Annotated in this window: 30 protein-coding genes; 14 read left to right on the plus strand and 16 right to left on the minus strand. The window is 63.6% G+C overall.

Going from position 1 to position 26,055, the window contains the following annotated elements:
- Positions 1–33: 33 nt before the first annotated feature.
- The 3 genes from ACP15N_RS13145 to folK are packed head-to-tail and all read right to left on the minus strand — an operon-like array spanning position 34 to position 3,177.
- A complete protein-coding gene (locus ACP15N_RS13145) occupies positions 34–2,154 on the minus strand; it encodes a RelA/SpoT family protein (RefSeq protein ID WP_425092766.1) in 2,121 nt (706 codons plus the stop codon).
- Between the two features lie 30 nt (positions 2,155–2,184).
- Positions 2,185–2,538, minus strand: a complete 354-nt coding sequence (gene rpoZ, locus ACP15N_RS13150; RefSeq protein WP_425092767.1) for a DNA-directed RNA polymerase subunit omega — start codon at positions 2,536–2,538, stop codon at positions 2,185–2,187.
- Between the two features lie 51 nt (positions 2,539–2,589).
- Positions 2,590–3,177 (minus strand): 2-amino-4-hydroxy-6-hydroxymethyldihydropteridine diphosphokinase, encoded by a 588-nt coding sequence (gene folK, locus ACP15N_RS13155; protein WP_425092768.1) that lies wholly within the window; start codon positions 3,175–3,177, stop codon positions 2,590–2,592.
- A gap of 120 nt (positions 3,178–3,297) precedes the next feature.
- Between folK and ACP15N_RS13160 the strand changes: the two genes are divergently transcribed.
- The 5 genes from ACP15N_RS13160 (at position 3,298) to rnhA (ending at position 6,734) form a co-directional block, all read left to right on the plus strand.
- Positions 3,298–3,876, plus strand: a complete 579-nt coding sequence (locus ACP15N_RS13160) for an NYN domain-containing protein (RefSeq protein ID WP_425092769.1) — start codon at positions 3,298–3,300, stop codon at positions 3,874–3,876.
- Positions 3,877–4,139: 263 nt separating this feature from the next.
- Positions 4,140–5,090: a 4-hydroxy-3-methylbut-2-enyl diphosphate reductase gene (ispH, locus tag ACP15N_RS13165; protein ID WP_425092770.1), complete on the plus strand. Its 951-nt coding sequence runs from the start codon at positions 4,140–4,142 to the stop codon at positions 5,088–5,090.
- Positions 5,091–5,149: 59 nt separating this feature from the next.
- A complete protein-coding gene (locus tag ACP15N_RS13170; RefSeq protein WP_425092771.1) occupies positions 5,150–5,764 on the plus strand; it encodes a LysE family translocator in 615 nt (204 codons plus the stop codon).
- A 72-nt stretch (positions 5,765–5,836) separates the two neighbouring features.
- On the plus strand, positions 5,837–6,289 hold the full coding sequence (locus ACP15N_RS13175) for a DUF3429 domain-containing protein (protein ID WP_425092772.1): 453 nt from the start codon (positions 5,837–5,839) through the stop codon (positions 6,287–6,289).
- The gene (rnhA, locus tag ACP15N_RS13180) at positions 6,282–6,734 is read left to right on the plus strand and encodes a ribonuclease HI (RefSeq protein WP_425092773.1); all 453 of its coding nucleotides are present in this window, start codon (positions 6,282–6,284) and stop codon (positions 6,732–6,734) included. The genes ACP15N_RS13175 and rnhA overlap by 8 nt, the downstream gene beginning before the upstream one ends.
- A gap of 122 nt (positions 6,735–6,856) precedes the next feature.
- Here rnhA and fmt read toward each other — a convergent pair whose 3' ends face one another.
- Both fmt and ACP15N_RS13190 read right to left on the minus strand, forming a co-directional pair.
- Positions 6,857–7,756 carry a methionyl-tRNA formyltransferase gene (gene fmt / locus ACP15N_RS13185; protein ID WP_425092774.1) on the minus strand — a complete coding sequence of 300 codons (900 nt, stop codon included), beginning with the start codon at positions 7,754–7,756 and terminating at the stop codon, positions 6,857–6,859.
- A 14-nt stretch (positions 7,757–7,770) separates the two neighbouring features.
- Complete coding sequence (locus ACP15N_RS13190; protein WP_425092775.1) at positions 7,771–8,097, minus strand: ArsR/SmtB family transcription factor; 327 nt, start codon at positions 8,095–8,097, stop codon at positions 7,771–7,773.
- A 46-nt stretch (positions 8,098–8,143) separates the two neighbouring features.
- Here ACP15N_RS13190 and ACP15N_RS13195 point away from each other — a divergent pair, with 46 nt between their 5' ends.
- Entirely contained in the window at positions 8,144–8,605 is a 462-nt protein-coding gene (locus ACP15N_RS13195) for a DUF6428 family protein (protein WP_425092776.1), read from the plus strand.
- A 6-nt stretch (positions 8,606–8,611) separates the two neighbouring features.
- Here the strand turns inward: ACP15N_RS13195 and def (ACP15N_RS13200) are convergent, their stop codons facing one another.
- The gene (gene def / locus ACP15N_RS13200) at positions 8,612–9,118 is read right to left on the minus strand and encodes a peptide deformylase (RefSeq protein WP_425092777.1); all 507 of its coding nucleotides are present in this window, start codon (positions 9,116–9,118) and stop codon (positions 8,612–8,614) included.
- Entirely contained in the window at positions 9,115–9,633 is a 519-nt protein-coding gene (def, locus tag ACP15N_RS13205) for a peptide deformylase (RefSeq protein WP_425092778.1), read from the minus strand. Before def (ACP15N_RS13205) ends, def (ACP15N_RS13200) begins: the two co-directional genes overlap by 4 nt.
- Positions 9,634–9,733: 100 nt before the next feature.
- Between def (ACP15N_RS13205) and ACP15N_RS13210 the strand changes: the two genes are divergently transcribed.
- A complete protein-coding gene (locus ACP15N_RS13210) occupies positions 9,734–10,909 on the plus strand; it encodes a MalY/PatB family protein (protein WP_425092779.1) in 1,176 nt (391 codons plus the stop codon).
- 3 nt (positions 10,910–10,912) lie between these two features.
- On the opposite strand, the gene ACP15N_RS13215 is transcribed toward ACP15N_RS13210, so the two are convergent.
- Together ACP15N_RS13215 and cobM are read right to left on the minus strand one after the other, a co-directional pair.
- Positions 10,913–11,263: a hypothetical protein gene (locus ACP15N_RS13215; protein ID WP_425092780.1), complete on the minus strand. Its 351-nt coding sequence runs from the start codon at positions 11,261–11,263 to the stop codon at positions 10,913–10,915.
- Between the two features lie 96 nt (positions 11,264–11,359).
- Positions 11,360–12,145 carry a precorrin-4 C(11)-methyltransferase gene (cobM, locus tag ACP15N_RS13220; RefSeq protein WP_425092781.1) on the minus strand — a complete coding sequence of 262 codons (786 nt, stop codon included), beginning with the start codon at positions 12,143–12,145 and terminating at the stop codon, positions 11,360–11,362.
- Positions 12,146–12,174: 29 nt separating this feature from the next.
- Here cobM and ACP15N_RS13225 point away from each other — a divergent pair, with 29 nt between their 5' ends.
- Positions 12,175–12,615 (plus strand): YybH family protein, encoded by a 441-nt coding sequence (locus ACP15N_RS13225; RefSeq protein ID WP_425092782.1) that lies wholly within the window; start codon positions 12,175–12,177, stop codon positions 12,613–12,615.
- A gap of 2 nt (positions 12,616–12,617) precedes the next feature.
- Here the strand turns inward: ACP15N_RS13225 and cobJ are convergent, their stop codons facing one another.
- The 6 genes from cobJ to ACP15N_RS13255 form a co-directional block, all read right to left on the minus strand.
- Positions 12,618–14,459: a precorrin-3B C(17)-methyltransferase gene (gene cobJ, locus ACP15N_RS13230; RefSeq protein WP_425092783.1), complete on the minus strand. Its 1,842-nt coding sequence runs from the start codon at positions 14,457–14,459 to the stop codon at positions 12,618–12,620.
- On the minus strand, positions 14,450–15,151 hold the full coding sequence (gene cobI, locus ACP15N_RS13235) for a precorrin-2 C(20)-methyltransferase (RefSeq protein WP_425092784.1): 702 nt from the start codon (positions 15,149–15,151) through the stop codon (positions 14,450–14,452). The genes cobJ and cobI overlap by 10 nt, the downstream gene beginning before the upstream one ends.
- The gene (gene cbiE, locus ACP15N_RS13240) at positions 15,148–16,350 is read right to left on the minus strand and encodes a precorrin-6y C5,15-methyltransferase (decarboxylating) subunit CbiE (RefSeq protein WP_425092785.1); all 1,203 of its coding nucleotides are present in this window, start codon (positions 16,348–16,350) and stop codon (positions 15,148–15,150) included. Before cbiE ends, cobI begins: the two co-directional genes overlap by 4 nt.
- On the minus strand, positions 16,347–16,985 hold the full coding sequence (locus ACP15N_RS13245) for a precorrin-8X methylmutase (protein ID WP_425092977.1): 639 nt from the start codon (positions 16,983–16,985) through the stop codon (positions 16,347–16,349). Before ACP15N_RS13245 ends, cbiE begins: the two co-directional genes overlap by 4 nt.
- A 917-nt stretch (positions 16,986–17,902) precedes the next feature.
- Positions 17,903–19,123 carry a sirohydrochlorin chelatase gene (locus ACP15N_RS13250; RefSeq protein ID WP_425092786.1) on the minus strand — a complete coding sequence of 407 codons (1,221 nt, stop codon included), beginning with the start codon at positions 19,121–19,123 and terminating at the stop codon, positions 17,903–17,905.
- On the minus strand, positions 19,120–19,353 hold the full coding sequence (locus tag ACP15N_RS13255) for a DUF6732 family protein (RefSeq protein ID WP_425092787.1): 234 nt from the start codon (positions 19,351–19,353) through the stop codon (positions 19,120–19,122). The genes ACP15N_RS13250 and ACP15N_RS13255 overlap by 4 nt, the downstream gene beginning before the upstream one ends.
- Before the next feature lie 297 nt (positions 19,354–19,650).
- Here ACP15N_RS13255 and ACP15N_RS13260 point away from each other — a divergent pair, with 297 nt between their 5' ends.
- Positions 19,651–20,640 (plus strand): glutathione S-transferase family protein, encoded by a 990-nt coding sequence (locus tag ACP15N_RS13260; RefSeq protein ID WP_425092788.1) that lies wholly within the window; start codon positions 19,651–19,653, stop codon positions 20,638–20,640.
- 3 nt (positions 20,641–20,643) lie between these two features.
- Here ACP15N_RS13260 and ACP15N_RS13265 read toward each other — a convergent pair whose 3' ends face one another.
- Positions 20,644–21,006, minus strand: coding sequence for a hypothetical protein (locus ACP15N_RS13265; RefSeq protein WP_425092789.1), 363 nt, complete (start codon positions 21,004–21,006; stop codon positions 20,644–20,646).
- Positions 21,007–21,274: 268 nt separating this feature from the next.
- Here ACP15N_RS13265 and ACP15N_RS13270 point away from each other — a divergent pair, with 268 nt between their 5' ends.
- The 5 genes from ACP15N_RS13270 to ACP15N_RS13290 all read left to right on the plus strand — a co-directional run bounded on the left by ACP15N_RS13270 (position 21,275) and on the right by ACP15N_RS13290 (position 25,986).
- On the plus strand, positions 21,275–21,649 hold the full coding sequence (locus ACP15N_RS13270; RefSeq protein ID WP_425092790.1) for a DUF1636 family protein: 375 nt from the start codon (positions 21,275–21,277) through the stop codon (positions 21,647–21,649).
- On the plus strand, positions 21,646–22,620 hold the full coding sequence (locus ACP15N_RS13275; RefSeq protein ID WP_425092791.1) for a threonine-phosphate decarboxylase: 975 nt from the start codon (positions 21,646–21,648) through the stop codon (positions 22,618–22,620). The genes ACP15N_RS13270 and ACP15N_RS13275 overlap by 4 nt, the downstream gene beginning before the upstream one ends.
- 2 nt (positions 22,621–22,622) lie before the next feature.
- On the plus strand, positions 22,623–23,531 hold the full coding sequence (gene cbiB, locus ACP15N_RS13280; RefSeq protein WP_425092792.1) for an adenosylcobinamide-phosphate synthase CbiB: 909 nt from the start codon (positions 22,623–22,625) through the stop codon (positions 23,529–23,531).
- 56 nt (positions 23,532–23,587) lie between these two features.
- Complete coding sequence (locus ACP15N_RS13285; protein ID WP_425092793.1) at positions 23,588–24,754, plus strand: lytic murein transglycosylase; 1,167 nt, start codon at positions 23,588–23,590, stop codon at positions 24,752–24,754.
- 212 nt (positions 24,755–24,966) lie between these two features.
- Entirely contained in the window at positions 24,967–25,986 is a 1,020-nt protein-coding gene (locus tag ACP15N_RS13290; RefSeq protein WP_425092794.1) for a vWA domain-containing protein, read from the plus strand.
- The last annotated feature ends 69 nt before the right edge of the window (positions 25,987–26,055 follow it).

Consider the following 26,055-nt stretch of genomic DNA (forward strand, 5'->3'; position numbering starts at 1 on the left):
GGCCTCAACTTTTTACCGAGCCACGTGAACCCGTCAGGGCCTGCGGCTCATATCGCGGTAACGTTCGAGCTGGGCGACATCGCTGTCGGCCTGAACGGCGGTCATTACACGGTGCAAATGCTCCAGGTCCCGGACTTCTACTTCCAGAAGTAGGCGATAAAAGTCCGGTTTCCGGTCAACAAAGCGCAAGTCGCTGATATTTGCCCGTTGTTCTCCAATCAATGTGCAGATTCGCCCCAGCACACCCTGATCATTGCCGATGGTGACATCAAACGTCACCGAATGTGCTGCGGCATGGCGCCCGGAATGCCATTGCAGGTCAATCCATCGCCGCATTTCATCCTCGAATTCCTCAAGGGCGGGGCAATCAATGGCGTGTACGCGCACCCCCTGTCCCTTGTAGGCGATTCCAACGATGCGCTCACCAGGCACTGGTTGGCAGCAACGCGCCCGCTGGAAGCTCTGATTCTGGTCCAGACCGATCACTGCGCTTTCGGCTGCAACCTCGTCTCCGTCCTGCCCCGCAAGATCGGGGTACAGCGCTTCGACCACCTCGCGCGCGGTGATCTGCGCGCTCCCCAGATCCGCCAGCAGGTCCTGCCGAGACCCGATTCCCAGGAGCCCGGCGGCGGTCTTCAGGGCCTTGTCACTGACGCGTTTGCCCACATGTTCGAACCCCACGCGCGCAAGCTCCTGCCCAAGTTTGACAAACCGCGCGCGGTCTTCTTCGCGCAGTGACCGTCGGATTGCCTGTTTCGCGCGGCCCGTCACAACGATATCGATCCAAGTCGCCTGAGGGCGCTGTCCGTCGGCGGTGATGATTTCCACCGACTGGCCGTTCTTCAGCCGGGTCCACAGGGGCACGCGCAAACCATCGACCTTGGCCCCGACGCAACTGTCGCCGATCCGTGTGTGGATGGCATAAGCATAGTCCAGAGGCGTCGCCCCCTTGGGCAGCTTCACCACTTCGCCCTTCGGCGTGAAACAAAACACCTGATCGGAATACATCTCCAGCTTTACGTGTTCGAGAAATTCGGAGTGGTCTTCCGATTGCTCGAACCGCTCGCTGAGCGATGAGATCCATTTTGCCGGATCGACGGCGAACGGGTTTTCCACCTGCACGCCATCTCGGTACGACCAGTGCGCCGCAACCCCGGCTTCTGCCACTTCGTGCATTTCCCGGGTGCGGATCTGGATTTCCACGCGCTTGCCATCCCGACCGGAGACCGTCGTGTGGATCGACCGATACCCGTTCGACTTCGGCTGGCTGATATAGTCCTTGAACCGCCCCGGAACGGCCATCCACCGCTGGTGCAGTGCCCCCAGAACCGCATAGCAGTCGGCTTCGGACATGGTGATCACACGGAACCCGTAAATATCAGAGAGTCGCGAAAAGCCGAGTTGCTTGGCCTCCATCTTGCGCCAGATAGAATAGGGCTTCTTGGCCCGGCCGTAGACATCCGCTGTCAGATCGTTCTTCTCAAGTTCGTTGCGGATATCCGTTGTGATCTTCTGAACCACATCACCGGTTTCCTGCTGCAACTTGATGAAGCGGCGCATGATCGACTGGCGGCCATCGGGATTGAGGACCCGGAAGGACAGATCCTCCAACTCCTCGCGCATCCACTGCATGCCCATGCGCCCGGCCAGCGGCGCGTAGATGTCCATCGTTTCGCGCGCTTTCTTGACCTGCTTTTCGGCATGCATGTGCTTGATCGTGCGCATGTTGTGCAGCCGGTCGCCGAGTTTGACGAGAATGACCCGCAGATCCTTCGACATCGCCATGAACAGCTTGCGGAAGTTTTCCGCTTGCTTTGTCTCGCGGCTGGACAGCTCCAAGTTTGTCAGGTTGGTTACGCCGTTTACAAGCTCCGCAATTTCGCGTCCGAAATGCGCTTCGAGCTCGGCGTAGGTCGATCTGGTATCTTCCAGAGTGTCGTGAAGAAGGGCCGTGACAATGGTGCTGTCATCAAGGCGCTGTTCGGCAAGGATTGCCGCCACCGCGACCGGATGCATGAAGTACTCTTCGCCCGAATGCCGCGTTTGCCCGGCATGCATCTCGCGCCCATAAGCGTAGGCCGACATGATCAGGTCGGCGTTGGAGTTCGGATTGTAATTCTTGATCAGCGCGACCAGATCACGAGCTTCGAGCATAGGGTCCGGTAACGCCTCCGGGGCTTGGGGTCAGGCCTGACCCTGCGCTTCCATCAATGCGCGCAGCAGCTTCTCTTCGGACATGTCGTCCTCGGCGGGCTTGTCAGCTTGCGGCCCCATCAGGATCGCCATGTTGTCGTCTTCCGGCTCGTCAACCTCGATCTGGGTCTGGTTCGACTCGATGAGACGCTCGCGGAGGGCATCTGCGGACTGCGTTTCCTCGGCAATCTCGCGCAGCGAAACCACGGGATTTTTGTCGTTATCACGCTCGACCGTCAGGGGAGAACCGGACGAAATCTCGCGAGCACGGTGAGCGGCAAGCATAACCAGCTCAAACCGGTTGGGAACTTTATCAACGCAATCTTCAACCGTCACGCGGGCCATTGGTCTCTCCAATCCAAGAAAGGGGCGGTTGGTGGGATTTAAGGCCTCTCGTTAGTCTTGACAACCCGAATTCGCGGTGCGGATCGGCCTGATCGCGTCAATTTCAGCCTTTGAGCGCCGGTCGAGCATCTGCCTGACGGTCAATCCGGTCACGGGATGCTGCCACAACGGGGCGATTTCGGCCAATGGCACCAGAACAAAGCTGCGATCGGCGATACGCGGATGGGGCAGAATCAATTCGTCAGGGGTCCGTGCTAACTGGTCAGTCCGGGACAAATCCGCCCACTGGTCGTACGTGGCGCGGTCAGGAACGACAGCTGCGCCAAATGACAGAAGGTCAAGATCGATCACGCGTGCGCCCCAACGCTCGTCACGCACCCGGCCCAAACGGTCCTCAACCGAGTGCAAATGCTTTAAAAGCGCTTTTGCTGACAGAGATGTCTGCAAGCACACGCACGAATTGACGTAAGGTCGTGCCGAGGGGTCCGGAAACGCCGGCGTTTCGTAGAACGAGCTGCGCGAAATCTCCAACACCTTGTCATTAAACAAGTAATTAAGAGCTTTCCCTAAGGTCACTCTCGGCGGATTGTCGCCGGAAGGGAGGTTTGCACCGAGTGCGATCAGGCCGATGGTTAACATTTTGATGACAATAGCGGTTGCGAAACGGTTTGAGTGCTATATTTTCAGCCGCGCGTTTCATCAAACTCTTTTCCATCACACTCACGGATTTGATGAAGCGCATTATCGAAGGGAACATTGATGTTTTACAAAGACGATCGATTGGCGCTGTTTATTGACGGTTCCAATCTTTACGCCGCAGCCAAGGGGCTGGGCTTTGACATCGACTACAAGTTGTTGCGGCAGGAATTCATGCGTCGCGGAAAGTTGCTGCGTGCGTTCTATTACACCGCTCTCTTGGAAAACGATGATTACTCTCCGATCCGTCCTCTTGTCGATTGGCTCCACTACAACGGGTTCACCATGGTGACGAAACCCGCGAAGGAGTACACAGACAGCCAAGGCCGTCGGAAGGTAAAGGGAAACATGGACATCGAGCTGGCTGTGGACGCGATGGAACTAGCGCCCCACATCGACCATGCCGTCCTGTTTTCAGGTGACGGAGACTTCCGCCCATTGATCGCCGCCCTGCAACGCAGCGGTGTGCGTGTGTCGGTGGTCTCCACAATTCGGTCGCAGCCGCCGATGATCTCGGACGAGTTGCGCCGTCAGGCCGACAATTTCATCGAACTCAATGAGCTCAAGGAAATCATCGGTCGGCCACCGCGGGAGCCTCGCGAAGTTCGCGAACAGGCGCCCGAGGTTGAAACGGCGGAATAAACTACCCCCCTATCGCCACGATCAGACCCGCCTTAGCGCGGGTCTTTTCTTTGGAGGGTCGTCATCCGCGCTCTTGGGGTCTGCGCATCGACCTGTTGCGTGTTTCTACGATGTAGGCGCAAAGTTTCCAGGTGCACGCGCGCACATCCATCGCGCCCTCTACGTGAACCCGTTTTCATCCATCGCGGCAATGGCGCTCTGGCCAAGGCTCTCGCCAAGGCTTATTCAGAAGGCGTCTGCTGTATTCTGACCCGAGGCGATCCATGACCAAAACGCCCTTGACCCTGTATCTGGCAGCGCCGCGTGGCTTCTGCGCCGGCGTGGATCGCGCCATCAAGATCGTCGAGATGGCTTTGGAGAAATGGGGCGCGCCGGTATACGTGCGGCACGAGATTGTTCATAACAAGTATGTGGTCGATGGCTTGCGCGAGAAGGGCGCGGTCTTCGTAAAGGAGCTGGATAATTGCCCCAATGACCGCCCCGTCATTTTCTCGGCGCACGGGGTGCCCAAGGCTGTCCCGGCAGAGGCGGCCCGACGTGAGATGATCTACGTCGACGCGACGTGCCCCCTTGTCAGCAAGGTCCATATCGAAGCCGAACGGCACCACGCCAACGGGCTGCAGATGGTAATGATCGGACATGCGGGCCATCCAGAAACAATCGGTACAATGGGACAGCTTCCTCACGGAGAGGTCATCCTTGTGGAAACCGAAGAAGACGTTGCGCAGATCACCCCGCGCGATCCGGAAAAGCTGGCCTTCATCACGCAGACCACGTTGTCGGTTGACGACACCGCAGGCATTGTCGCCGCACTTCAGGCCCGATTTCCAACTATCGTCGGTCCACACAAGGAAGACATCTGCTATGCGACCACGAACCGGCAGGGCGCTGTAAAAGCCATGGCGCCGAAGGCCGATGCAATGCTGGTGATCGGGGCACCGAATTCCTCGAACTCCAAACGTCTTGTGGAGGTTGGCCGCTCTGCCGGATGCGCCTATGCTCAACTGGTTCAGCGGGCGGAGGACATCGACTGGCGCGCGTTGGAGGGGATCGGGTCCATCGGGATCACGGCCGGGGCCAGCGCTCCGGAAGTGCTCGTCAATGAAGTGATCGATGCGTTCCGCGACCGATTTGATGTCACCTTGGAGCAGGTCGAAACTGCCGTCGAGAACGTTGAGTTCAAGGTGCCCCGGGTTCTGCGTGAACCTGCCTGAGACATAGTGTGCGCGCGTGGTGAATAGACAGGCGGTCCAGCGCGTGCCACGGTCCGCACATGATTTCTGTCCAGTTTCTCATCACCGCCCTCGTTGTCGTCGCAGCCCCCGGCACCGGCGTTCTTTACACCCTTGCCGTTGCCCTCGGTCAGGGCCGTCGCGCGGCAATGGCTGCTGCCTTGGGCTGCACGTTTGGGATTGTTCCGCATCTGGCGGCGGCGATCCTTGGTCTTACGGCCGTTCTGCACACATCTGCCGTGCTTTTCACGGCTGTGAAATTTGCTGGCGTGGCGTACTTGCTGTGGCTGGCCTGGCAGTCGCTGCGCTCGGGCGGGGCGTTGCAGGTCCGGCCTGACCGGTCGGCTGAGGCCCTGTTCCTGACGGCCCGCCGTGGCGCTCTGATCAATATCCTGAACCCGAAGCTGTCGATCTTCTTCCTCGCCCTCCTGCCGCCATTCCTGAGCGGCAATGCGGCCTCGGCAACCACCGAGATGCTGATTTTAGGAAGCGTTTTCATGGGGATGACCTTTGGCGTGTTCCTGATCTATGGGCTCTTTGCAGCCAAGACGCGCGACTGGGTGCTGGGATCGGAACGGGTGATGGCGTGGCTGAACCGCACCTTTGCGACGCTCTTTGCCGCACTTGCGGGTCGCCTCGCGCTGGAGCGTGCCTGACACTTGCAATCGGCCCGGTTTCGGGTACCTCCTCGGAGCACACCATCGACGTCCGCTCGACAGAGGCTTTTTTTGACACAGATCCCCCGCGCCGCCCTGATCCTTGGCCTTGCCGGATTGATCCCGTTCCTGTTCGGAACCGCCACGCTGTATTCAACCGCGCTGGCACAGTGGGGGGTATCTGCACTGGGGCCGCGGTTTGTGGGGCCATATGTGCAGGTTTTCTACGGCACGATCATCCTGTCTTTCATGTCCGGCGTGCTTTGGGGCTTTGCGACACAGGCCACGGGCGCAGTGGCCGCGACGGGCTATGCGTTGTCGGTCATCCCCGCGCTTTGGGCGTTTTTCATGGTGGGAGGCGGCGCAAACGCGGCTGCGTTTTATCTGGCCGGAGGATTTATTGGACTTCTGGCACTAGATTACATGTATTGGAAACAAGAACTTGCGCCACCATGGTGGATGCAGCTTCGTATTTTGTTGACCAGTATCGTCGTGGTTTGCCTTGGACTGACCGCCTATGCCTGATCTTTTTGCCTACACAGACGGCGCGTGTTCCGGGAACCCCGGCCCAGGGGGCTGGGGCGCGCTTCTGATCGCGCGCGACGGTGAAAAAGTGTTGAAAGAGAAAGAGTTAAGCGGCGGCGAGGCCGACACGACCAACAACCGGATGGAGCTTCTGGCGGCGATCAACGCGCTGGAGGCGCTTGAGCGTCCCTCAAACCTGACGGTCGTGACCGATAGCGCCTATGTCAAAGGGGGTGTAACCGGTTGGATTCATGGCTGGAAACGGAATGGTTGGAAAACCTCCACCAAGAAACCGGTCAAGAACGAGGACCTGTGGCGCCGCCTCGATGAGGCGCAGGCGCGGCACAGCGTGACATGGGAATGGGTGAAGGGACATGCCGGGCACCCTGAAAACGAGCGCGCCGACGCGTTGGCCCGCGCCGGGATGGCCCCCTACAAACCTTAAGCCTTTGTTCAGGAATGCGGGCGTTTGTACGTTTTGTAGCACTCGAAAACCGGCCGTTTTACAAAATGTAGCAAACCGAATGGCTCGGGTTCATGTGATTTTCGGGCCACGAAACGGGTCGGTCAGGACACAGTTTCGGGCAACGTGAGGCCGCGCAGGATTTCTGCCGCTTGGGCCGGTTTCTTGCCAGCGCGTTGGGCGCGCGTGATCTCAACCGCGCCCGTGCCGCAGGCGATCGTGAAGCCGCTCAGGACCTGCCCCGGCGCGCCTTGCCCCGTGGCGAGGCGCGCGCCGAGGAGTTTGACACGCTCCCCTGCAATCTCGCACCACGCGCCGGGAAAAGGGGAAAGGCCGCGGATCAGGCGGTCGACCTCGGCGGCGGGACGTGTCCAGTCGACGCGCGCCTCGGCCTTGTCGATCTTCTCGGCATATGTGACGCCGTCTCCGGGTTGTGGCTTGGGCGTGAGATCCGGCAGCCGGCTCAGCGCCTCGACAATCAGGTCGGCCCCGAGACGTGACAACCGGTCATGCAAGCCGCCCGTGGTTTCCTCCGCCCCGATCTCAACCCGGCCTTCCAGCAGAACCGGACCGGTGTCCAGCCCAGCCTCCATCTGCATGATGCAGATCCCGGTCTCGGCATCGCCCGCCATGATCGCGCGGTGGATGGGGGCGGCCCCACGCCAGCGCGGCAAGAGAGAGGCGTGGATGTTCAGGCAGCCCTGCGCAGGTGCATCGAGCACCGCTTGCGGCAGGATCAGTCCATAGGCCACGACCACGGCGATATCGGCATTCAGAGCGGCAAACTCTGCCTGAGCCTCAGGCGTGCGCAGGGTCTTGGGGTGGCGGACAGGCAGGCCCAGCGCCTCCGCCCGGGTTTGCACGGGCGTGGGGCGGTCTTTCTTGCCGCGGCCCGCCGGGCGTGGGGGCTGGCAGTAGACGCAGGCGACCTCGTGCCCCGCCGCGACCAGCGCGTCGAGCACGGGCACAGAAAAATCGGGCGAGCCCATGAAAACGATCCGCATCTGTCAGCCTCTTCTCAGGAACGCGCCGCGCCGGTGCAGCATTCCCGCACCTCCGGGTGACCGGCGCAGCAATCCTCTAGCAGAAAGGCGAGGAAGGCACCAAGGGCTGGAAAGTTGGCGCGGTAGATCACCTGCCGGGAGCGTTTTTCCGATGTGAGCACACCCGCGCGTTCGAGCGCCGAAAGGTGAAACGAGCTGCGCGAGGAGGAGGCGCCGACTGCCGCCGCAACCTCCCCTGCCGGAGCGCCGTCCGGTCCGCGTGTTACGAGAAACCGCAACATGCGCAGGCGGGTCTGCTCGGACAGGGCCGACAGCATGCCCAGAACTTGACTCTCCTCCATATTTCAATGATCCTTGAGATGTTGAGATATGAAAGGACGGTACGCAATGCCCCCTGCCCCCGCAACACTGACAGACCTGATCGCGGATCTGAGCGCGCAAGACCCGGAGGCCGCCGCGGTGTTCCAACTGGACGGGCGGGACATTCAGGCAGGCTACCACGTGACCGAGTTGAAACTCGCGCGGATCGACGGGATCGATTGCGGTGGTCGGCGCAGCCACTGGCAGGAGGCGCAGATGCAGGTGCTGGACGGCTATGGTGGCAAGTGGATGCGCGCGGGCAAGCTGGCTGGCATTCTGCGCCAGTCCGCCGAGGCGCTGCCGGGTCTCGCCGACGCGCCCCTGTCGGTGGAGTTCGCGCCGGGCAATGCGCATCTGGCCCGGTACCATCTGGGCCCTTTAGGGACAGATGCAGAGGGCCGGTTGACCCTGCCACTGGTTGCGACACGGGCGGTGTGCAAACCGGCGGAGGACCATGCGCTGCGCGTGGGCGGCGCGCGCTGCTGCTGAGACGGCTCAGCGCCGGGTTTTTCGCGATTTCTTGATCAGCATCTCGCGCTTGGTGCGGCTGAGATGGTCGATATACATCCGGCCGTTCAGGTGGTCGATCTGGTGCTGGATGCTGGTGGCCCAGAGCCCCACGAAATCCTGTTCCTTCACGGCCCCTGTTTCATTTAAGAACCGCACGGTCACAGCACGCGGGCGGGAAATTTTGGCGAAGACGCCGGGCAGGTTCGGGGAGGCTTCCTCATGGTCTCGCATCTGGGCGCTGGCATGCAGGATCTCCGGGTTGGCGAAGCGGATCGCATGACCACGGTCGTCCGAGGCATCGACCACGGCGAGACGCAGCATTACGCCGATTTGCGGTGCGGCAAGGCCCACGCCAGGCCCCATGCCCGGCATCGCCTCCATCGTGTCGATCATGTCCTGCCAGATCGCGCGAATGTCGTCCGTGATCGTTTCGACAGGCGCGGCAGGCGTCCGCAGGCGCGCATCCGGATAGGGTACGAAGGGGCGGATCACGCGCGGGCGCGCTCTCGCTTCAGCTTGACCATCTTGCGGGTGATCATCTGGCGCTTGAGCGGTTTGAGATAGTCGATGAACAGCTTGCCGTTCAGGTGGTCGATCTCATGCTGGACGCAGGTCGCCCAGAGCCCGTCCATTCTGGCCGATTGCTCCGCCCCGTCGAGCGATGTCCAGCGGACCTCGACCTCCGCCGGGCGTTCGACATCGGCGTATTGCTCGGGGATGGACAGGCAGCCTTCCTCGTAGGTGTTCAGGTCTTCGGATGACCAGACAATCTCGGGGTTGATGAGCACCATGGGTTCTGGCTCGGCGTCTTTCGGGCTACAGTCGAGCGTGATGATCCGGTGCAGCACGCCGACCTGCGGTGCGGCAAGGCCAATGCCCGGCGCGTCGTACATTGTCGCCAGCATATCGTCAGCCAGCGCGCGCACCTCGTCCGAGACGCCGGTGATGGGCTCGGCGGTTTTCTTCAGGCGCGGATCTGGATGGATAAGGATCGGTCGAATGGTCATGACAGGTGATGTAAGCGAGTGCGGATTGCGGTGCAACATCGCCTTGCCCCTCCGGACGGGCGCGTTAGGGTGAAGGCACACTCACAAGGACGAAAACAGAATGGATTTTGACACGCCAAAGGACCGGCGTGGGACGGATTGCTCCAAGTGGGATCTGATGGAGCCTGCTTTTGGCGTTCCGACCGACGAAGGCCTTGCGATGTGGATCGCGGATATGGACTTCGCGCCCGCGCCGTTTTTGCAGAACGCGGTTCAGGGGCTGCTGGAGCGCGGGGATTACGGGTATTTTTGCGGGCTGGAACGGTACACGCAAGCGATCCAGTGGTGGATGCGCACGCGCCACGGCTGGGACGTGGACACGGACGCGATGTTCACGACCTATGGTCTGGGCAACGGGATCGCCATTACGCTGAACGCGCTGACCTCGCCGGGTGACGAGGTGATCACGTTCACCCCCGTCTACCATGAGTTCGCCATCAAGATCGGCAAGACCGGGCGCGTGGTGAAGGAACTGCCGCTGGTGCAGGACGCAGGTGGCCTCTACCGCATGGATTTCGACCACTATGAGACCTTGCTGTCGGGGCGCGAGCGGCTGGTGATGCTGTGCTCCCCGCACAACCCGGCGGGCAGGGTCTGGACCCGAGAAGAGCTGCGCGCGCTGGCGGCGTTTTGCGAGAAGCACGACCTGCTTCTGATCTCGGACGAGATCCACATGGACCTGACCTATGGCGGGCAGACGCACCTGCCGATGCCGGTGGCCGCGCCCGAGATCACTGATCGGCTGGTGATGACCACCTCTGCGTCCAAGACGTTCAATATCGCGGGGGCGCGGACGGGCACGATCTCGGTCCTTGGGGAGACGCTGCGCGAGAAGTTCCGGGCGTTTTTCCGTGGGCTTGATATGCAGCCGAACCTGTTTGGCGTGCGCCTGACGGAGGCCGCTTACACGCCCGAGGGTGCGGCCTGGGTCGATCAGCTGACCGCCTATCTGGAGGGCAATTACCGACTGTTCGAGGCTGGCGTGAATGCGATCCCGGGGCTGAAGCTGATGCCAATGCAGGGCACCTACCTGTCCTGGGTCGATTTCAGCGGCACGGGGATGGAACGGGCCGAGTTTTCCGCCCGTGTGGCGGAGCGCGCAAAGATCGCCGCAACGCCGGGCCATACGCTTGGCACGGGTGGCGAGACCTTCCTGCGGTTCAATCTGGGCACGCAGCGCGCACAGGTCGAGGCGGCGGTGAGCCGCCTGCAGGATGCGTTTTCCGACCTTCAGTAGGGCTTAGTGGCGCGGCAAGAGCGCGACCGGGGCAGCTTCGTCCCGGTCGTAATCGAGCGGTGGGGTCTCCCGCGCTTCGGTGACGCGCTTGAACTCATAGCGCATCTCGGGCCCGTCGAGCGCCGCGGTCACGATCAGCGCCTGATAGAGGTGCCGCCCGCCATCGAAGATATCCACCAGCCCGCGCAGGTTCGGCGTGTCTTCGACCGCCAGTGTGAAATCGCGCTCTCCGAAGGTGCGGATGGGAAAGCTGCTTTCCCCGATACGGACCTTGAGACGGTTCTTTTTCAGCGCGTCGCGCTTGCGGGCAAGGTTCAGGCCCTCCCGGACCTCTTTGGGCAGGTAACTCGACATGATCGCACGTCCTTGGCAGCGCTCCCCCTGAGCACACGGTAAAGCTGCGTCAGAAATGAATTAAATCAAGGATTCCCCGGGGAGACGGGGGCGTCATCAGCCATCTGTTGCCGAATTGGCGCGAATACGCGGCCTGAGCACGTGTGGTATCGCGGGATCATACAATGCGCTGTCTCGGAACTCCTGAACCTCGGCCAACGCGGGGCCGACGAGGATCAGCGCGGTGCGGGTGATCTTTTCAGCACGCACTTTCTCGCGGATATCCGACAGGGTGCCGCGCAGGAACATCTGGTCGGGCCAGCCCACACGGTAGGCGATGATCACCGGGCAGTCCGCGCCATAGTGCGGGGTCAACACCCGCTCGATCTCGCGCAGAGCACGGATGCCGAGGTGGATGGCAAGCGTGGCACCGGTACGGGCGAAGTTCTCCAGCGTCTCATTGGGGGGCATGGAGGTCGATTTCATCGACACGCGCGTCAGGATGATCGATTGCGCAACCTCCGGAATGGTCAGTTCCTGCCCAAGGGCCGCGGCGGCGGCGGCATAGGCGGGCACGCCGGGCACGACCGCGTACGGGATATCATCGGCGCGCAGGCGGCGGATTTGTTCGGCAATCGCACCATAAAGCGATGGGTCGCCCGAATGGACGCGGGCCACGTCATGGCCGGCCTTATGCGCGGCGAGGATCTCGGCATGCGTGTCATCAAGCGTCATGGACGCCGTATCAAGCACGCGGGCATTCGCAGGGGCATGGGCCACCACCTGTTCGGGCACGAGCGAGCCAGCATAGAGGCAGACCGGACAGGCTGCGATCAGGCGCTGCGCCTTGAGGGTCAGAAGTTCAGGGTCGCCGGGGCCCGCGCCGATGAAGTAAACGGTCATGGTGTTGTCCCTTTCACAGGAGCCGCGCGATGCTGGCCGCCCCCGAAGATTTCGTTCCCGCCTTTGTCGCCGCGTGGATGGCGCGCGACGGGGAGGCCCTTGGCGCGCTGTTTGCGGAGGATGCGGATTTCGTGAATGTCGTGGGCATCTGGTGGGAGGACCGCCCCGCCATCGCCCGCGCGCATGGCTATGCGTTGGGCTCGTTTTTCGCCGAAACGAAGCTGGTGCCGGGGCGGGTGAAGGTCCGCCAGATGGGCGATGTGGCCGTGATCCACGCGCGGATGCGGCTGAGCGGCCAGCGTGCGCCCGACGGGTCGGAGGCGGCGGCACGCACCACGATCCTGAGTTTCGTGCTGCAACAGGGGCCGGATGGCTGGGCGTGCGTGTCGGCGCAGAACACCGATGTCCTGCCTGGGGCCGAGACGTATCTGGCCAGCGACACGGGTCTTGCCCCGCAGGATTACCGCTAGGCTCATTTGCCCAGGCCCGCGTGACGCTCGGCCACCAGATCGCCGTCGATCTTGCGGGCATAGCCGCGCGGCGTGAACATGCGCGGCCCCTCGCCCAAGTGCGCGAGCCGCGAGTTCGAGGACCCGACCAGCACGACGGTCAGCATGTCGACCTCTTCCACATCGAGATCGGCAAGGCGGCGGTAGCGGATTTCCTCCTCGGGGCGGCCGAGGGAACTTGCCAGCAGGACGGGCGTATCGGCGGGGCGGTGGGCGAGCAGGATATCCCGCGCCTCGGCCAGCAAGGTGCGACGGCGCTTGGAGACCGGGTTGTAGAAGGCGATGACGAAATCGCCCTCCGCCGCGGCGTGCAGGCGTTTGACGATGTCTTCCCGCGGGGTCAGCAGGTCGGACAGGGAGATCGCGCAGAAGTCATGCCCGAGCGGCGCGCCCGCACGGGCGGCGGCGGCCTGGAGCGCGCTGACACCGGGCGCAGAGACCACGTCGACACGGCGGGCGGCATCGCTGACACCTTCGGCTTCCGCATCGCGGTCCAGAAGTTCGAACACCAGTGCGCCCATGGCGTATATCCCTGCGTCGCCCGAGCAGATCAGGGCCACGTTGCGCCCCTCGCCCGCGCGTTCGAGCGCGTAGCGGCAGCGGGCTTCCTCGCCCCCCAGCGGGAAGTCGGCGCGGGTTTTGCCATGGGCAAGCGGGCCGAGCAGGTCGATGTAGAGCCCGTAGCCCACAAGCTCCTCGGCTTGCGTGATCAGTTTGGAGGCTTCGGGCGTGCGCCAGTCGGACTGGCCCGGCCCTATGCCAATAATGGAGAGCCGCCCGCGCGGACGCCCGTATAGGTCGGTGATGGGCTGGGGCGCGACGGCCAGCGCGGCAGTGGCCATGGCGGTCTTGCGTTTGGGGTACCAGAGCACGCCCCCCGCCCCCGCCCCGGCAAGGGCTGCGTTTTCGGCCACGCCGTGGCTGCCGATCTCGGCAAAGACCACGTCGGACGGGTTTTCCGTGCGGGGAGTTTCGGCGTCCAGTTCCGCGGCGGTGAAAAGGCGCAGCGGCAGGTCGAGGTGGCGGGCAAGCGCCAGCACGGCGGGCTCGTCGGCCTTCAGGTCGGCGGTGTAGATACCGCGCAGGGCGGCGGGCGCAAGTTCAGCCTCGGCCAGAAGCCCATTGACAAGGGCGATCAGTTCTTCGGGGGGGCAGTTACGCGACGCACCCACGCCCAGCGTAGCGCGCTTGGGGTGGAACGTGAGGGCGGCGTGGTTGGGATCGTGCGGCTCCATCGTGCAGGCGAGCGTGACAGTGTCGCCTTGGGGCAAGTCGGCGAGCCAATCCGCCTTGGCGGCTTCGTCCCCGGTCACGGTCGCCCCACCGCCAGCAAGGAGTTGCGCCATCGCGTCCTTGGCGTCAGCGGGGTTGGCAAGCGCCCAGCCCGCGGGCGGCTCGTCAAGGGCCACGCCCAGCGCCACATCCCCGGCGGTGGTGATGGCGGCGGTGGCCCCGATTCCGTCGGCGATCTGACGGGCGAGCCGGTTCGCGCCCCGGTGTCCGCCCAGAAGCGGTAGGACGACCGCGCCATCCTCGGACACCGCAACAACCGGGGGTTCGGTCGTCTTGTCGGAAAGCAGGGGGGCAACGGCACGGATCAGGATGCCTGCTGCACACACGCCAATCACCGGCCTTCCGGCAGCGAAGAGGTCGCGCACATGGATGAGCGCATTGGCAAACTCGGCATCCGCGCCGACCGCCCGGCCCGCGCGGCCATGCATGGCCCAACCGTGGGCGTCGGCGATGCGCCGGGCAAGCGGGCTGCCAGAGGCAGAAATGGCGACGACGACGGGGGTTAGAGCCATGGATCGGCCCCTTTCGTAACAAGGATCATCGAGAAATAGGGGGCGGGATCGGGGGCGTCGGCCAGTGGCATGGCGCGTTCGGCAGGCAGCGTTGCCCGTTCCAGATACCGGGCCTGCGCGGCAAGGCCCGCATGGGTCAGGACACGGCGGATCTTGGTGATGTGGCGGCCGACCTTCATGATCACGACAGTGTCCGCCTCCTCCAGCCGGGCGTAGAGCGTGTCTTCGGGCAGTGGGCCGGGGAGGACCGTGAGCACCTCGTTCCGGGCCACCAGCGGGCGGGCGGCGCGGGCGGCACAGGCGGTCATGGAGGTCACACCGGGCACGACCTGCACATCGAACCGATCCGCAAGCCGGGCGTGCAGGTACATGAAGGAGCCGTAGAAGAACGGGTCGCCCTCACACAGGCAGACAACGTCATGGCCGTCGCTGAGCGTTTGCGCGATGTCCTCAGCCGCGCTGTCATAGGCGGCTTGCGCCGGGGCCCGTGCCGGGGTCATGGGCACCTCGATCCGAATCTCGCGCGCGGTCTCGGGGATGGCGGCGGCGGCGATGGACCGGGCGAAGCTGTCGCCTTCCACCAATGCAGGATAGGCGACGACTTTTGCTTCGCGGATCAGCCGGTCGGCCTTGAGCGTCATCAACTCCGGATCGCCGGGGCCGAGGCCAACACCATAGAGCGTTCCGGTCATCGCTTGATCAGGCTCCACTGGGTGACCGGCATGAAGGGCCGCCAGCCGGTGCGGGGGCCGACAGGTTCGGCGCGCTGGACGCTGAGCTTGGCCAGTTCGCCGCCATGGGCGTGGTGCAGATCGAGAAGCACCTGTTCGGATTCAAGCGTGACGGAATTTGCCACCAACCGCCCGAGGGGGCGCAGGGCGGCCCATGCGGCCTCGAAAACGTGGCGGTCGAGCCCGCCGCCGACGAAGATCGCATCCGGCGCCTCAAGCCCGTCAAGGGCCGTGGGGGCGGTGCCATCGACGATTTCCAGCTTCGGGACACCGAGGGCCAGCGCGTTGGCGGCGGCCATGGCGCGGCGGTCAGCGCGCGGCTCGATCCCGATGGCGCGGGCGTAGCGCGCCGCACGCATCCATTCCACGGCGACCGAGCCACAGCCCGTGCCGATATCCCACAAAAGCGCGCCGCGCATGGGCATCAGCTTGGCCAGTGTCACCGCGCGCACCTCGCGCTTGGTCATGGTGCCGTCATGCTGAAAGAGGTCATCCGCCAGCCCCGGCACGCGGGGCAACAGCGCACAGTCGGGGGCCGCGATGCAATCAACGGCGAGCGTGTTGAACTCCGGCACCTCATGGGTCCAGGTTTCGGCTGTGCCGTCAAAGCGCGCCTCGTTCTCCCCCCCCATTGCGGCGAGCACGGTCATGGGCGATTTGCCAAAGCCACGGTCGGTCAGAAACCGTGCGATCTGCGCCGGGGTGTCGGCCCCGGTGGTCAGGATCAAAAGCCGCTGGTCGGGCTGGATGAAGGCGATCATCTGCTCCACCGGGCGGCCATGCACGGTGAGGGTTTCGACATCCGCAAGGCTCCACCCCATACGCGCAGCGGCCAGTTGGAAGGCGGAAACCTGCGGGTGATAGGTGATCTCGGATGGATCGATCTCGCGCCCGATGCGCGCACCGACCGAGAACCAGAGCGGATCGCCCGTGGCCAGCACGACGACGCGGCGGCCCTGATGCGCGCGCAAGAGGTCGATAAGCGCGTCAAAGGGCGAGGGCCACGCGACACGCTCAGCAGTGACGGCATCCGACAGGTTGTGGTGGCGCTGACCGCCCACGATCACCTCTGCCGCCTCGACCACGGCGCGTGTGGCGGGGGTCAGGCCGTTCATCCCGTCCTCCCCGATGCCGACGATATGCAGCCAGGGTTGGGTCATCCGCGATCCTCCGGCAGGCCTGCGGCGAGCGCGTTGACAGCCGCCGAGGCAATGGCGGAGCCGCCGCGCCGCCCGCGCAGCGCGATAAATTCGGACCCGCGCGGGTTTCTGGCCAGTTCGGCTTTCGATTCTGCCGCGCCAACGAAGCCCACCGGAAACCCCAGGATCACGGCAGGTTTCGGCGCGCCTGCATCGAGCAATTCGAGAAGGTGAAAGAGGGCCGTGGGCGCGTTGCCGATTGCCACGACACTGCCTTCAAGATGGTCTTGCCAAAGCTCCACCGCCGCCGCCGAACGGGTGTTGCCGATGGCCTTGGCAAGGTCCGGCACGGTTGGGTCATTCAGGGTGACGATGACCTCGTTATCCGCAGGCAGGTAGCGGCGGATGATGCCGGCCCCGACCATTTCGCAGTCACACAGGACCGGCGCGCCCGCGCTAAGCGCCGCACGCCCGGCATCGAACGCGTTCTTGGTGTAGGCGAGGCGGTCGGCCACTTCGACCATGCCGCATGCGTGAATGATGCGAGTCGCGAGGCTGGCCATCGCCGGGGTGAACCGGTCGAGATTGGCCTCTGCCCGCACTGTCGCGAAGGATTGGGCATAGATCGCTTGCGGGTCGCGAATATAGGGGCGCATGGGCGGGGCTTCGGCGGATGCGGCCTCTGTCATTTCATCAATGGCCGCCTTTACCGCCTTGCCCAGCAGTGCCTCGTAACCGAGGCCGAGGATCGTCGCCTCATGCGTGACGACATCGGCGGGATGTTGATCCGCGGACGCCAGCATCGGACCGAGACGCCCCTGCCCATCGAGCGCGCAAAACGCCCGCGCAAGGCTTTCGACCTGCACGGCATCATGCACACGACCCGGGATTTGCGGCACATCGACGAGCGAGGGGTACACCTCCGCCAGAACCGGGACTGTGCGCCCTTCCCACCCCTCGAACGGCCAGACGGCGGCCTGAACGGCGCGGCGCAAGCGATCCAGCACGGGGAGGCCGGTCAGCGCCTGCCCGCCAACAGAGCCCGCACCGGACAATTTCCAAACCTCCTGCGCGCTGGAGGCTGAGGAGTCGGCCAGCCGGTACCGCGCTGGCATGGCGCCGCCGTAGTTATTGGGGCAGGTGAACGGCAACCCCTCGTAGCGGCCATGGTGCTGATGCGGGTAGCCCCAGAACGGTCCATCACCCGGAAAGACCGCGTTCAATCGGGCCGCGGCCTCGAACCGGTTATTCGCGTTATCCGGCCCGTCCGAGATTTCCTCGGCAAGCCGTGCCCAGACATCGACCCACGTCCCGTGCGGGGCGATTGTGGCGGCAAACCCTGCTGGGTAGCCGAAGGGGAAATCGAACCCCGCCAGAACGCGGCGGCCTGCGCGCGCCTCCGACAGGATCAGGTCCGTGATCTGGGTTTCGGCCTCTGCCCGCGTGGACGGGTTGGCGAGCACCGGGTCCGCGCCGGGACGCACAAGCGCCCACCAGATGCTGTTTGGCCCCTGTGCTGGCGCGTTGCTGGCTGACCAGTCAACGACCAGGTAACTGCCGAATGCGCGCGCCATCAGCCCGCGGGCTTTGCCGTTTTGCGCGCACTTTCGGGGCCGTGCGGGTGGGCGGCATGCGGATAGGGCGCGTGGTGGTGGTGGTCGTGATCATGATCGTGGTCATGACCGTGATGATGGTGATGTCCATGGTCGTGGCTGTGACTGTGCTGCGCTTCAAGCCGGCAGAGGCCGGTGCAGAACGTGTCGCACAGCGTGCAGTCGGCCACGTTGGAGCCGGGGGCGGAGGCGCCCTGCCCCTCCACATGGTGGTGGTGGCTTTCCTGGATCGCGCCGACCTCTGCCTCGAACCCAAGCACCTGCGTACGGTACTTGCACATCACGCAAGTGGCGGGCGGGACGGCGCCGAAGGCCGGGTGTTTGCGTTCCTCGGCGGTGATGATGCGGGTGGTGCCGTCGGCGGCCGCAATGGCCTGCGCGCGGTAGCCGCATTGGCCACAATTGGGCGGCGGGGTGTCGGAGACCTGCTCCATCACGCGTTCGGCGAAGGTTTCGAGCACGTGGGGGTGCGCGCCGAGGTAGCCTGCCTTGACGAATTCGATATCCGGGTGCGCGTCGGCGACCTGATCGGTGAAGCCGTAGATGCGGTCGATCAGGATGCCGGAGAAGAGGAAATAGGGGAAGACGACAATGCGCTTGTAGCCGAGCCGGGCCGCGTGGCTCAGGCAGGGCTCGACCAGCGGGAAGGTCACGCCGGAATAGCCAACCTCGCACCAGCCAAAGCCCATCCCCTCGTGCAGGAGGCGGGCGATCTTGGCAACGTTGCCATTGGCGTCCGGGTCGGACGCGCCGCGCCCGATGACGACAAGGCAGGTGTCGTGCAACGGGACGAGGTCGGTCATGTTCGCCTGATCGACCGCGTCCTGAATGCGGGCGGCGGCGGCGGAGACCATCTTGGGGTCAACCCCCAGTTCGCGGCCATAGGACACGTCGATCCCGTGCTGCTCCGCATAGGTTGTCAGCACGGTAGGGATGTCGTTTTTCGAATGCATCGCCGCAAAGAGCATGCCCGGCACGGCGAGGATCTTGTCGCAGCCTTTTTCGCGCAGGCGGTCGAGGCCGTCACGAATGACCGGGTTGGCGAATTCGAGATAGCCGTAATCCGTCTCCCACTCGGGCGGCAGGTAGGCTGGAAGCGCGTCCGCGAGCTGGGCAAACTCCTCGACAGCCGCCTTGGAGCGGGAGCCGTGCCCGCAGATCATCACGCCGACCTTGGTCATGCTGGTGTCTCCTCGGGCGCGTCCTCTTCGGCCTCGTCCGGCTCGGCCTCGGTGGATTTCTTGCCCTTGAGCGCGCCGTAAAGACCCAGCGCGATGGCAAGGCCGATTGCCGCCCCGGCGACCCAGTGATCATGACCCGCAAGTGCACCCAGATGACCGGGGTGGGCCATCGCGGAGACCGGCGCGAGGATCAAGACGGCGGAGGCAAAAGCAAGGTTGGGGCGCAGCATGGGGCAGCATCCGTCGAGGCGGGCCGAACCGTGGCAAGCCGTGCAAAACCGCATGACGATCCGCGTGGTTGCCCCCGGGGTGGGTCAGCTCCGTCACGGCACCTGTCCGGCCCTAGGTTGAAAGGGCGTCGTCCCTGTTGGCTATAGCGGCGCGTCCGAGGTCGCGCAAACGGATTCCGGGCGCTGCGTCATCGCGACTTTTGTGCGTTTTTATGGGATGTTCCCTGCGGGTATCGGTGTTTTCCGACACATGCGCGCAGTTTACCTTTGTTCCACACTCAAATCAGGAGCGATGTGATGGGACAGTTGGTTGATGGCGTTTGGCACGACACGTGGTACGACACGAAATCCACGGGTGGAAAGTTCGTCCGCTCAACCGCCGGGTTCCGCAACTGGATCACCGCCGATGGCAGCCCGGGTCCAACCGGCGAAGGCGGGTTCAAGGCCGACAGCGGACGCTATCACCTGTATGTCTCGCTGGCGTGCCCCTGGGCGCACCGGACGCTGATTTTCCGCAAACTCAAGGGTCTGGAGCCGCATATCGGCGTTTCGACCGTGCATCCCGACATGTTGCAGGATGGATGGACCTTCGAGACCGATGACCACGGCGCGACCGGCGATCGGCTATATGGGCTTCCGTTCGCCCGGGATATCTATACCAAGGCCGACCCGACCGTGTCCGGCCGCGTGACGGTGCCGATCCTTTGGGACAGGGAGCGAGAGACGATCGTGTCGAACGAAAGCTCCGAGATCATCCGCATGTTCAACAGCGCGTTCAACGAGCTGACCGGCAACACCGACGACTACTACCCCGAGGCGCTGCGCGCCGAAATCGACGCGGTGAACGCACGTGTCTATCACGACATCAACAACGGTGTTTACAAGTCCGGGTTTGCCACCACGCAGGCAGCCTACGACGAGGCCGTCACGACGCTGTTCGATGCGCTGGACTGGGTGGAGGAGCGCCTGTCGAGCCGCCGTTACCTGGCTGGAGACAGGTTAACGGAAGCTGACTGGCGGCTCTTTACGACGCTGGTGCGGTTCGACCCGGTCTACCACCTGCATTTCAAGTGCAACCGGCGGCGGATTGTGGATTATCCCAACCTGTGGGCGTACACGCGGGAGCTTTTCCAGACGCAGGGCGTGGCCGAAACGGTGAATTTCGAGCATATCGTGCGCCACTATCACTACAGCCACGAGACCATCAATCCGCACCGGATCATCCCGATCAATCCCGAGATCGACTGGATGGCCCCGCATGGCCGCGACCGGCGTGCGGCCGCTTGACCACTAATGGGTTGCGTAGTGCTGGACGACGGCGGTCAGGTCTTCGGGCGGGACGTCGTCGGGCAGCATCAGGTTGGCGTTGCTGACATGGTTGAACAGCGAGCCGTCGCTGAAAAACTTGTTGTTGGAGACGAACAGGACCCGGCAATCAGGGCGCCGGTAATTGGCATAGTCGGCGATGGCCAAGGCGCTGCCACGTTCCAGCGTCAGTGACAGCAGCATCACGTCGAACCTTGTGCCGCCCAGAGCCTTGATCGCCGTGTCGGTGTCACGCGCCAGCTGCACCTCCACGCCGGAGCGGGTCAGATGACGACTCCAGAGTTGGGACAGTTCGGTCTGACCATGGACAATCAGGACGCGCTTCATGGCGTTTCTGGACCCTCTGCGGTTGCCGCCAAGCGGCGCTGCACAATACTAACACATTTTTGACTTATACGGCTCACAAAACAAACAAACGGATGTGTTGGCAAGCCTCTGCCCAACTGTAACTCGTTTGAATTTGGCACAAATTCTCCGCTCTGTATCTAGGCAGATTGACCTACGGCGTTAACGCATCCGATTGCGCCTCAGCCGGAAATCGGGTTTTAACACCGCCACGACACATAAGTGCTTCGGCGACACAAAAGGGCAAGGCATGGCGACCACCTGGATTACAATTTGCGACACGTGCAAGCAGGACGGATGGGACGCGCGGGGCATGGACCAGACCGATGGTGAGGTGCTGGCAGCGGCGGTCGAGACGGCGGCGAAAGCCAGCCCGGGCCTGCGCACCCGCCGTCATTCATGCCTCATGGGGTGCAGTGGCGCGTGCAACGTCACGATCCAGGCCCGGGGCAAGCTGGCCTACACGCTCGGCCGGTTCGACCCGAATGCAGAGGCCGCCGCCGCCATCGTCGACTACGCGGAGAAATACGCCGAAAGCGACAGTGGTCAGGTGCCCTACCGGACGTGGCCCGAAGCGATAAAAGGTCATTTCGTGACCCGCCACCCGCCCTTGCCTGAGGAATGAGCGCAGGGCGAGATCACGGCGGCGGGGTGGATGCAGCCGCCCAACGCTATGGTGGCACACGCGCGGACTGGCTTGACCTGTCCACCGGCATTAACCCGATCCCCTACCCGGTCGACAGCCTGCCCGCAGGCGTCTGGACGACCCTGCCCGACAGCACTGCGCAAGAGCGCCTGTTGCACGCAGCGCGCCGGTTCTGGAATGTCCCTGACGGGTTGGGCATACTTGCCGCGCCGGGGGCTTCGAGCCTGATCGCGCAAATGCCCCACACCCTGGGCGCGCAAGGGACTGCCCGGATCGCACAGGCGACCTATAACGAGTGGGCTGCAAGTTTCCGGCAAGCGGGCTGGACGGTGACGGAGACCGCACCGCACGCCGAGGTCGATGTCAGGGTGCATCCGAACAATCCGGATGGAGCCCTCGCAGAACCCGTGCAGAAAACGGGCGAAACTTTCGTGATTGATGAGAGCTTTTGCGACCCCACGCCCGAGAAAAGTTTTCTGTCTGAGGATTTTTTCTGCAAAGTTATTGATACTAATAATTTTTTTATCTTTAAGAGCTTTGGAAAATTTTGGGGTTGTGCCGGGTTACGCCTCGGATTCCTGATCGGACCACCCCCGTACCTTGAGCACATGGCCGCCCGTCTGGGGCCCTGGCCGGTCTCGGGGCCTGCGCTTGAGCTTGGCGCGCGCGCGTTGGAGGACCCGGGCTGGGCGGATCAGACGCGGGCACGGCTGCGGCGGGACAGCGATAGACTGGACGCCTTGATGACGGAGTACGGCGCAAGAGCGCCGCGCGGAACGACCCTGTTTCGTCTGTACGAGGTCGCGGATGCGGCGGCGTGGCAGGACAGGCTCGCACGGCATCACATCTGGACCCGGATCTTCCCGTACTCGAAAACCTGGATTCGGCTGGGCCTGCCGGGGCAAGAGCCGGACTGGGTTCGGTTGGGCCGGGCCCTGAAAGACCTCTGAAGATGGAGTGGGCAGCCATTCTGGCATTGGCACTGGTGCTTGACGCGCTGCTCGGGGAACCGGTTTGGCTGTGGTCCCGCCTGCCGCATCCGGCGGTTCTGATGGGCCGTGCGATCGGTTGGGCGGATGCGCGTTTCAACACCGCGGACCGGCAGAAACGGAACGGCATCTGCGTAGTGGCTGGTCTGGTTCTGATCGCAGGCGCGGTTGGTCTTGTGTTGTCCCAACTCGGGTGGGTGGCGGAGGCGCTGGTTGCGGCCATCCTGCTGGCGCAACGCAGTCTGGTTGATCATGTGCGCGCGGTGGCGGACGGTCTGGCGCGGTCGGTCGAGGACGGACGCGCGGCGGTGGCGATGATCGTAGGGCGGGATACACGCGAGATGGACGGACCAGCGGTCGCGCGCGCGGCCATCGAGTCCGCCGCCGAAAACTTCTCCGACGGGGTGGTGGCCCCGGCGTTCTGGTTCCTGATCGCGGGTTTGCCGGGGCTGCTGATCTACAAGGTGGTGAATACCGCGGACAGCATGATCGGCTACCGCACCCCGCGCCATTTGGCGTTCGGGTGGGCAGCGGCGCGACTGGACGATGTGCTCAACTGGGTGCCTGCCCGGCTGAGTGCGGTGCTGATTTCGCTCAGTCACGGAAAACTGCGGATCTGGCGGGCCGTTCGGCAGGATGCACGTCTGCACCGGTCGCCCAATGCGGGCTGGCCCGAGGCCGCCATGGCGCAGGTGCTGAACGTGGCACTTTCCGGGCCGCGCGGTTATGACGGGCAGCGTGAAGCGTTTCCATTCGTCAACCCGACCGGCGCGCGCGACATCGGTGCGGCGCAGATCGCGGACGCGTGCGACGCGCTGTGGCGGTCCTGGTCGGTCGGTATGGGCGCTGTGCTGCTGCTTGCGCTGCTCTAGGGTTGCGCGACGCGGCGAGCCTGCTAGCGTCCGCTCAACTTCAGGAGGGTTTCAGGATGCGGTTCGTTTCTGCCTTGGTGATTTCGGTCTTGGCCGCTGGCGCGGCGGCAGCCCAGTGCGGCGGCAGTTTTTCCGGTTTTGTCGAAGGGCTGAAGGCCGAGGCCGTGGCCAAGGGCCATGACCGGGTGACGGTCGACGCATTTTTCCGAACCGCTGCGCAAGACCCACGCACATTGCGGGCGGACCGGGCGCAGGGGGTGTTCAAGATGCCCTTCACCGACTTCTCCAGGCGGGTCATCAGCCAGAACCGCATGCAGAACGGCGCGCGCAACGCCGAGCGCTATGCACAGGTCTTTGCGCGGGCGGAACGCGACTATGGCGTGCCGGCGGGCGTGTTGCTGGCCTTTTGGGCGCTGGAGACCGATTTCGGCGCGGTGCAGGGCGATTTCAACACGCTCAACTCGCTGGTCACGCTGGCCCATGACTGCCGCCGCCCCGAGCTGTTCCGCCCGCAGATCTTCGCCGCGCTTGAGCTGTACGAGGCCGGGGATTTTGACCCGGCCCGCACAACCGGCGCCTGGGCCGGGGAGATCGGGATGGTCCAGATGCTGCCCGAAGACATCCTGACACGCGGGGTCGATGGCAACGGAGATGGGCACGTGTACCTGAAGACCTCTGCCCCGGATGCGCTGCTGTCGGGGGCCAACATGCTGCGTGGCCTTGGCTGGCGTGCCGGAGAGCCGTGGTTGCAGGAGGTGCGCGTCCCGGACGATCTGAACTGGTACGAAACCGGCCTGACGACGAGAAAACCCGGGCGCGACTGGGCTGCACTGGGGGTCACGCCGCGCTGGGGTCAGATCGAGGGCGGGCTGCCCGCCGCGCTGATCCTGCCGCAGGGGCGCAAGGGTCCTGCGTTTCTGGCCTATCCGAATTTTGACGTTTATTTCGAGTGGAACCAGAGCTTTGTCTACGTCACCACGGCGGCCTACTTCGCCACGCGGCTGTCCGGCGCCCCGGTGTTCGACGCGGGCGCCCCCGAACCGGGCCTGAATGATGCCCAGATGAAGCAGCTTCAGCAAAAGCTCGCGGCACGCGGATACGATGTCGGCAAGGTCGACGGGATCCTGGGCGCCCGCACTCGCGCCGCCGTACGCGAGGAACAACGCAGGCTGGGCCTGCCCGCTGACGCGTGGCCGACGCAAGCCTTGCTGGCGCGACTCTAACCAAGAGCTCCGCCCGTGGTTGCGACCACGCGGGTTACACTGTTTCCGAGATGTCAACAAAATCGCAGGTGTAGCAACCGCTTTTTCCTTCTGCGCGCCTGAAACGTTAAAAATTTGGGCAAATATGTTAAAAATATGATGCAGAACTAACGCTAGCTAAAGTACGATTGCGCTGTGCGATTATCGCATGTGTTACGTAACGGAGATTTCCAATGGAAAAAATTCTAACGCGCGGGGGCGTGTGGCACAGCATTACTGGCGCTGTTTTCACACTTCTTGCAGCGCTCTTCCTACTGCCCACCGCGGGTCATGCGGCTGGGACAGTCAGCTGGACAAACCCGGCAAACAACTCGTCGTTCCCGGTCGGGACCGTCATCAGCCCTCAGGGCATCGCATCGGGCGGCATTTCGTCCGGCTCAGGCCTTGATCTGGTCATCGTTCTCGACGGATCGGGCTCGATGAACAACACCACGCTGGCCCAACAGGCCGCTGCGGCCAATGCGTTGATTGCGGCTGTTCCACAGGCGACAAGCCAGATCGGGATTGTTCAGTTCGGTTCGAGTGCATCGACCATCGCACCGCTGCAAAGCGCAGCAAACCAAGGCGTCCTGATGGCCGCCGTGAACAGCGTTGACGACAACCTAGGCACCACTGACACGGCAGAGGCGATCGACCTTGCCGCCAGCCTGCTGACCGCGAATGACAACGGCAATTCCAAGCAGATCGTTCTGATCACCGATGGTGGCCCGAACAGCCAGACTGCTGCGGAAACAGCCGCTGCCAACGCCGCTGGTGGGACACCCGCGGTACAGGTCAACACTGTTGGCCTGCCGAACACGAACTTCGGTAGCCAGGACGATATCGCCGCTGCAGGTGGTGGTATCTTCGTGACGGCTAGCAATCAGCAAGCACTCGTTGATCTGTTCACAGGGACCGGCGGTAACCTCGTTGGTATCGACCAGATCGATGTGGAACTGCCTGACGGCACACTGCTGTCTGACGTTGCACTGACCTCCGGTCTGGGCAACTTTGACGTAACCCAAGGGTATGCTCTGGAAGCCGGTGCAAACACCTGGACGGTCACTGCATTCTTCACCAACGGCCAAAGCGCAATGGCAGACCTGACCGTCTTCGGCAAAACCGGAAGCACGAACGTCGTTCCGCTGCCTGCCGGTGTGTGGATGCTGCTTGCCGGCCTTGGTGGCCTCGGCGCCCTGCGCCGCCGCAGCTAAGAACCAAGTTGAAATCGGAGAAGGCGGCCCCGGCGGCCTTCTCCCGCCTGATTTCCTCCACAATTTTGA

The organism is Tropicimonas sp. S265A, assembly GCF_049800835.1.
GTDB lineage: Bacteria > Pseudomonadota > Alphaproteobacteria > Rhodobacterales > Rhodobacteraceae > Dinoroseobacter.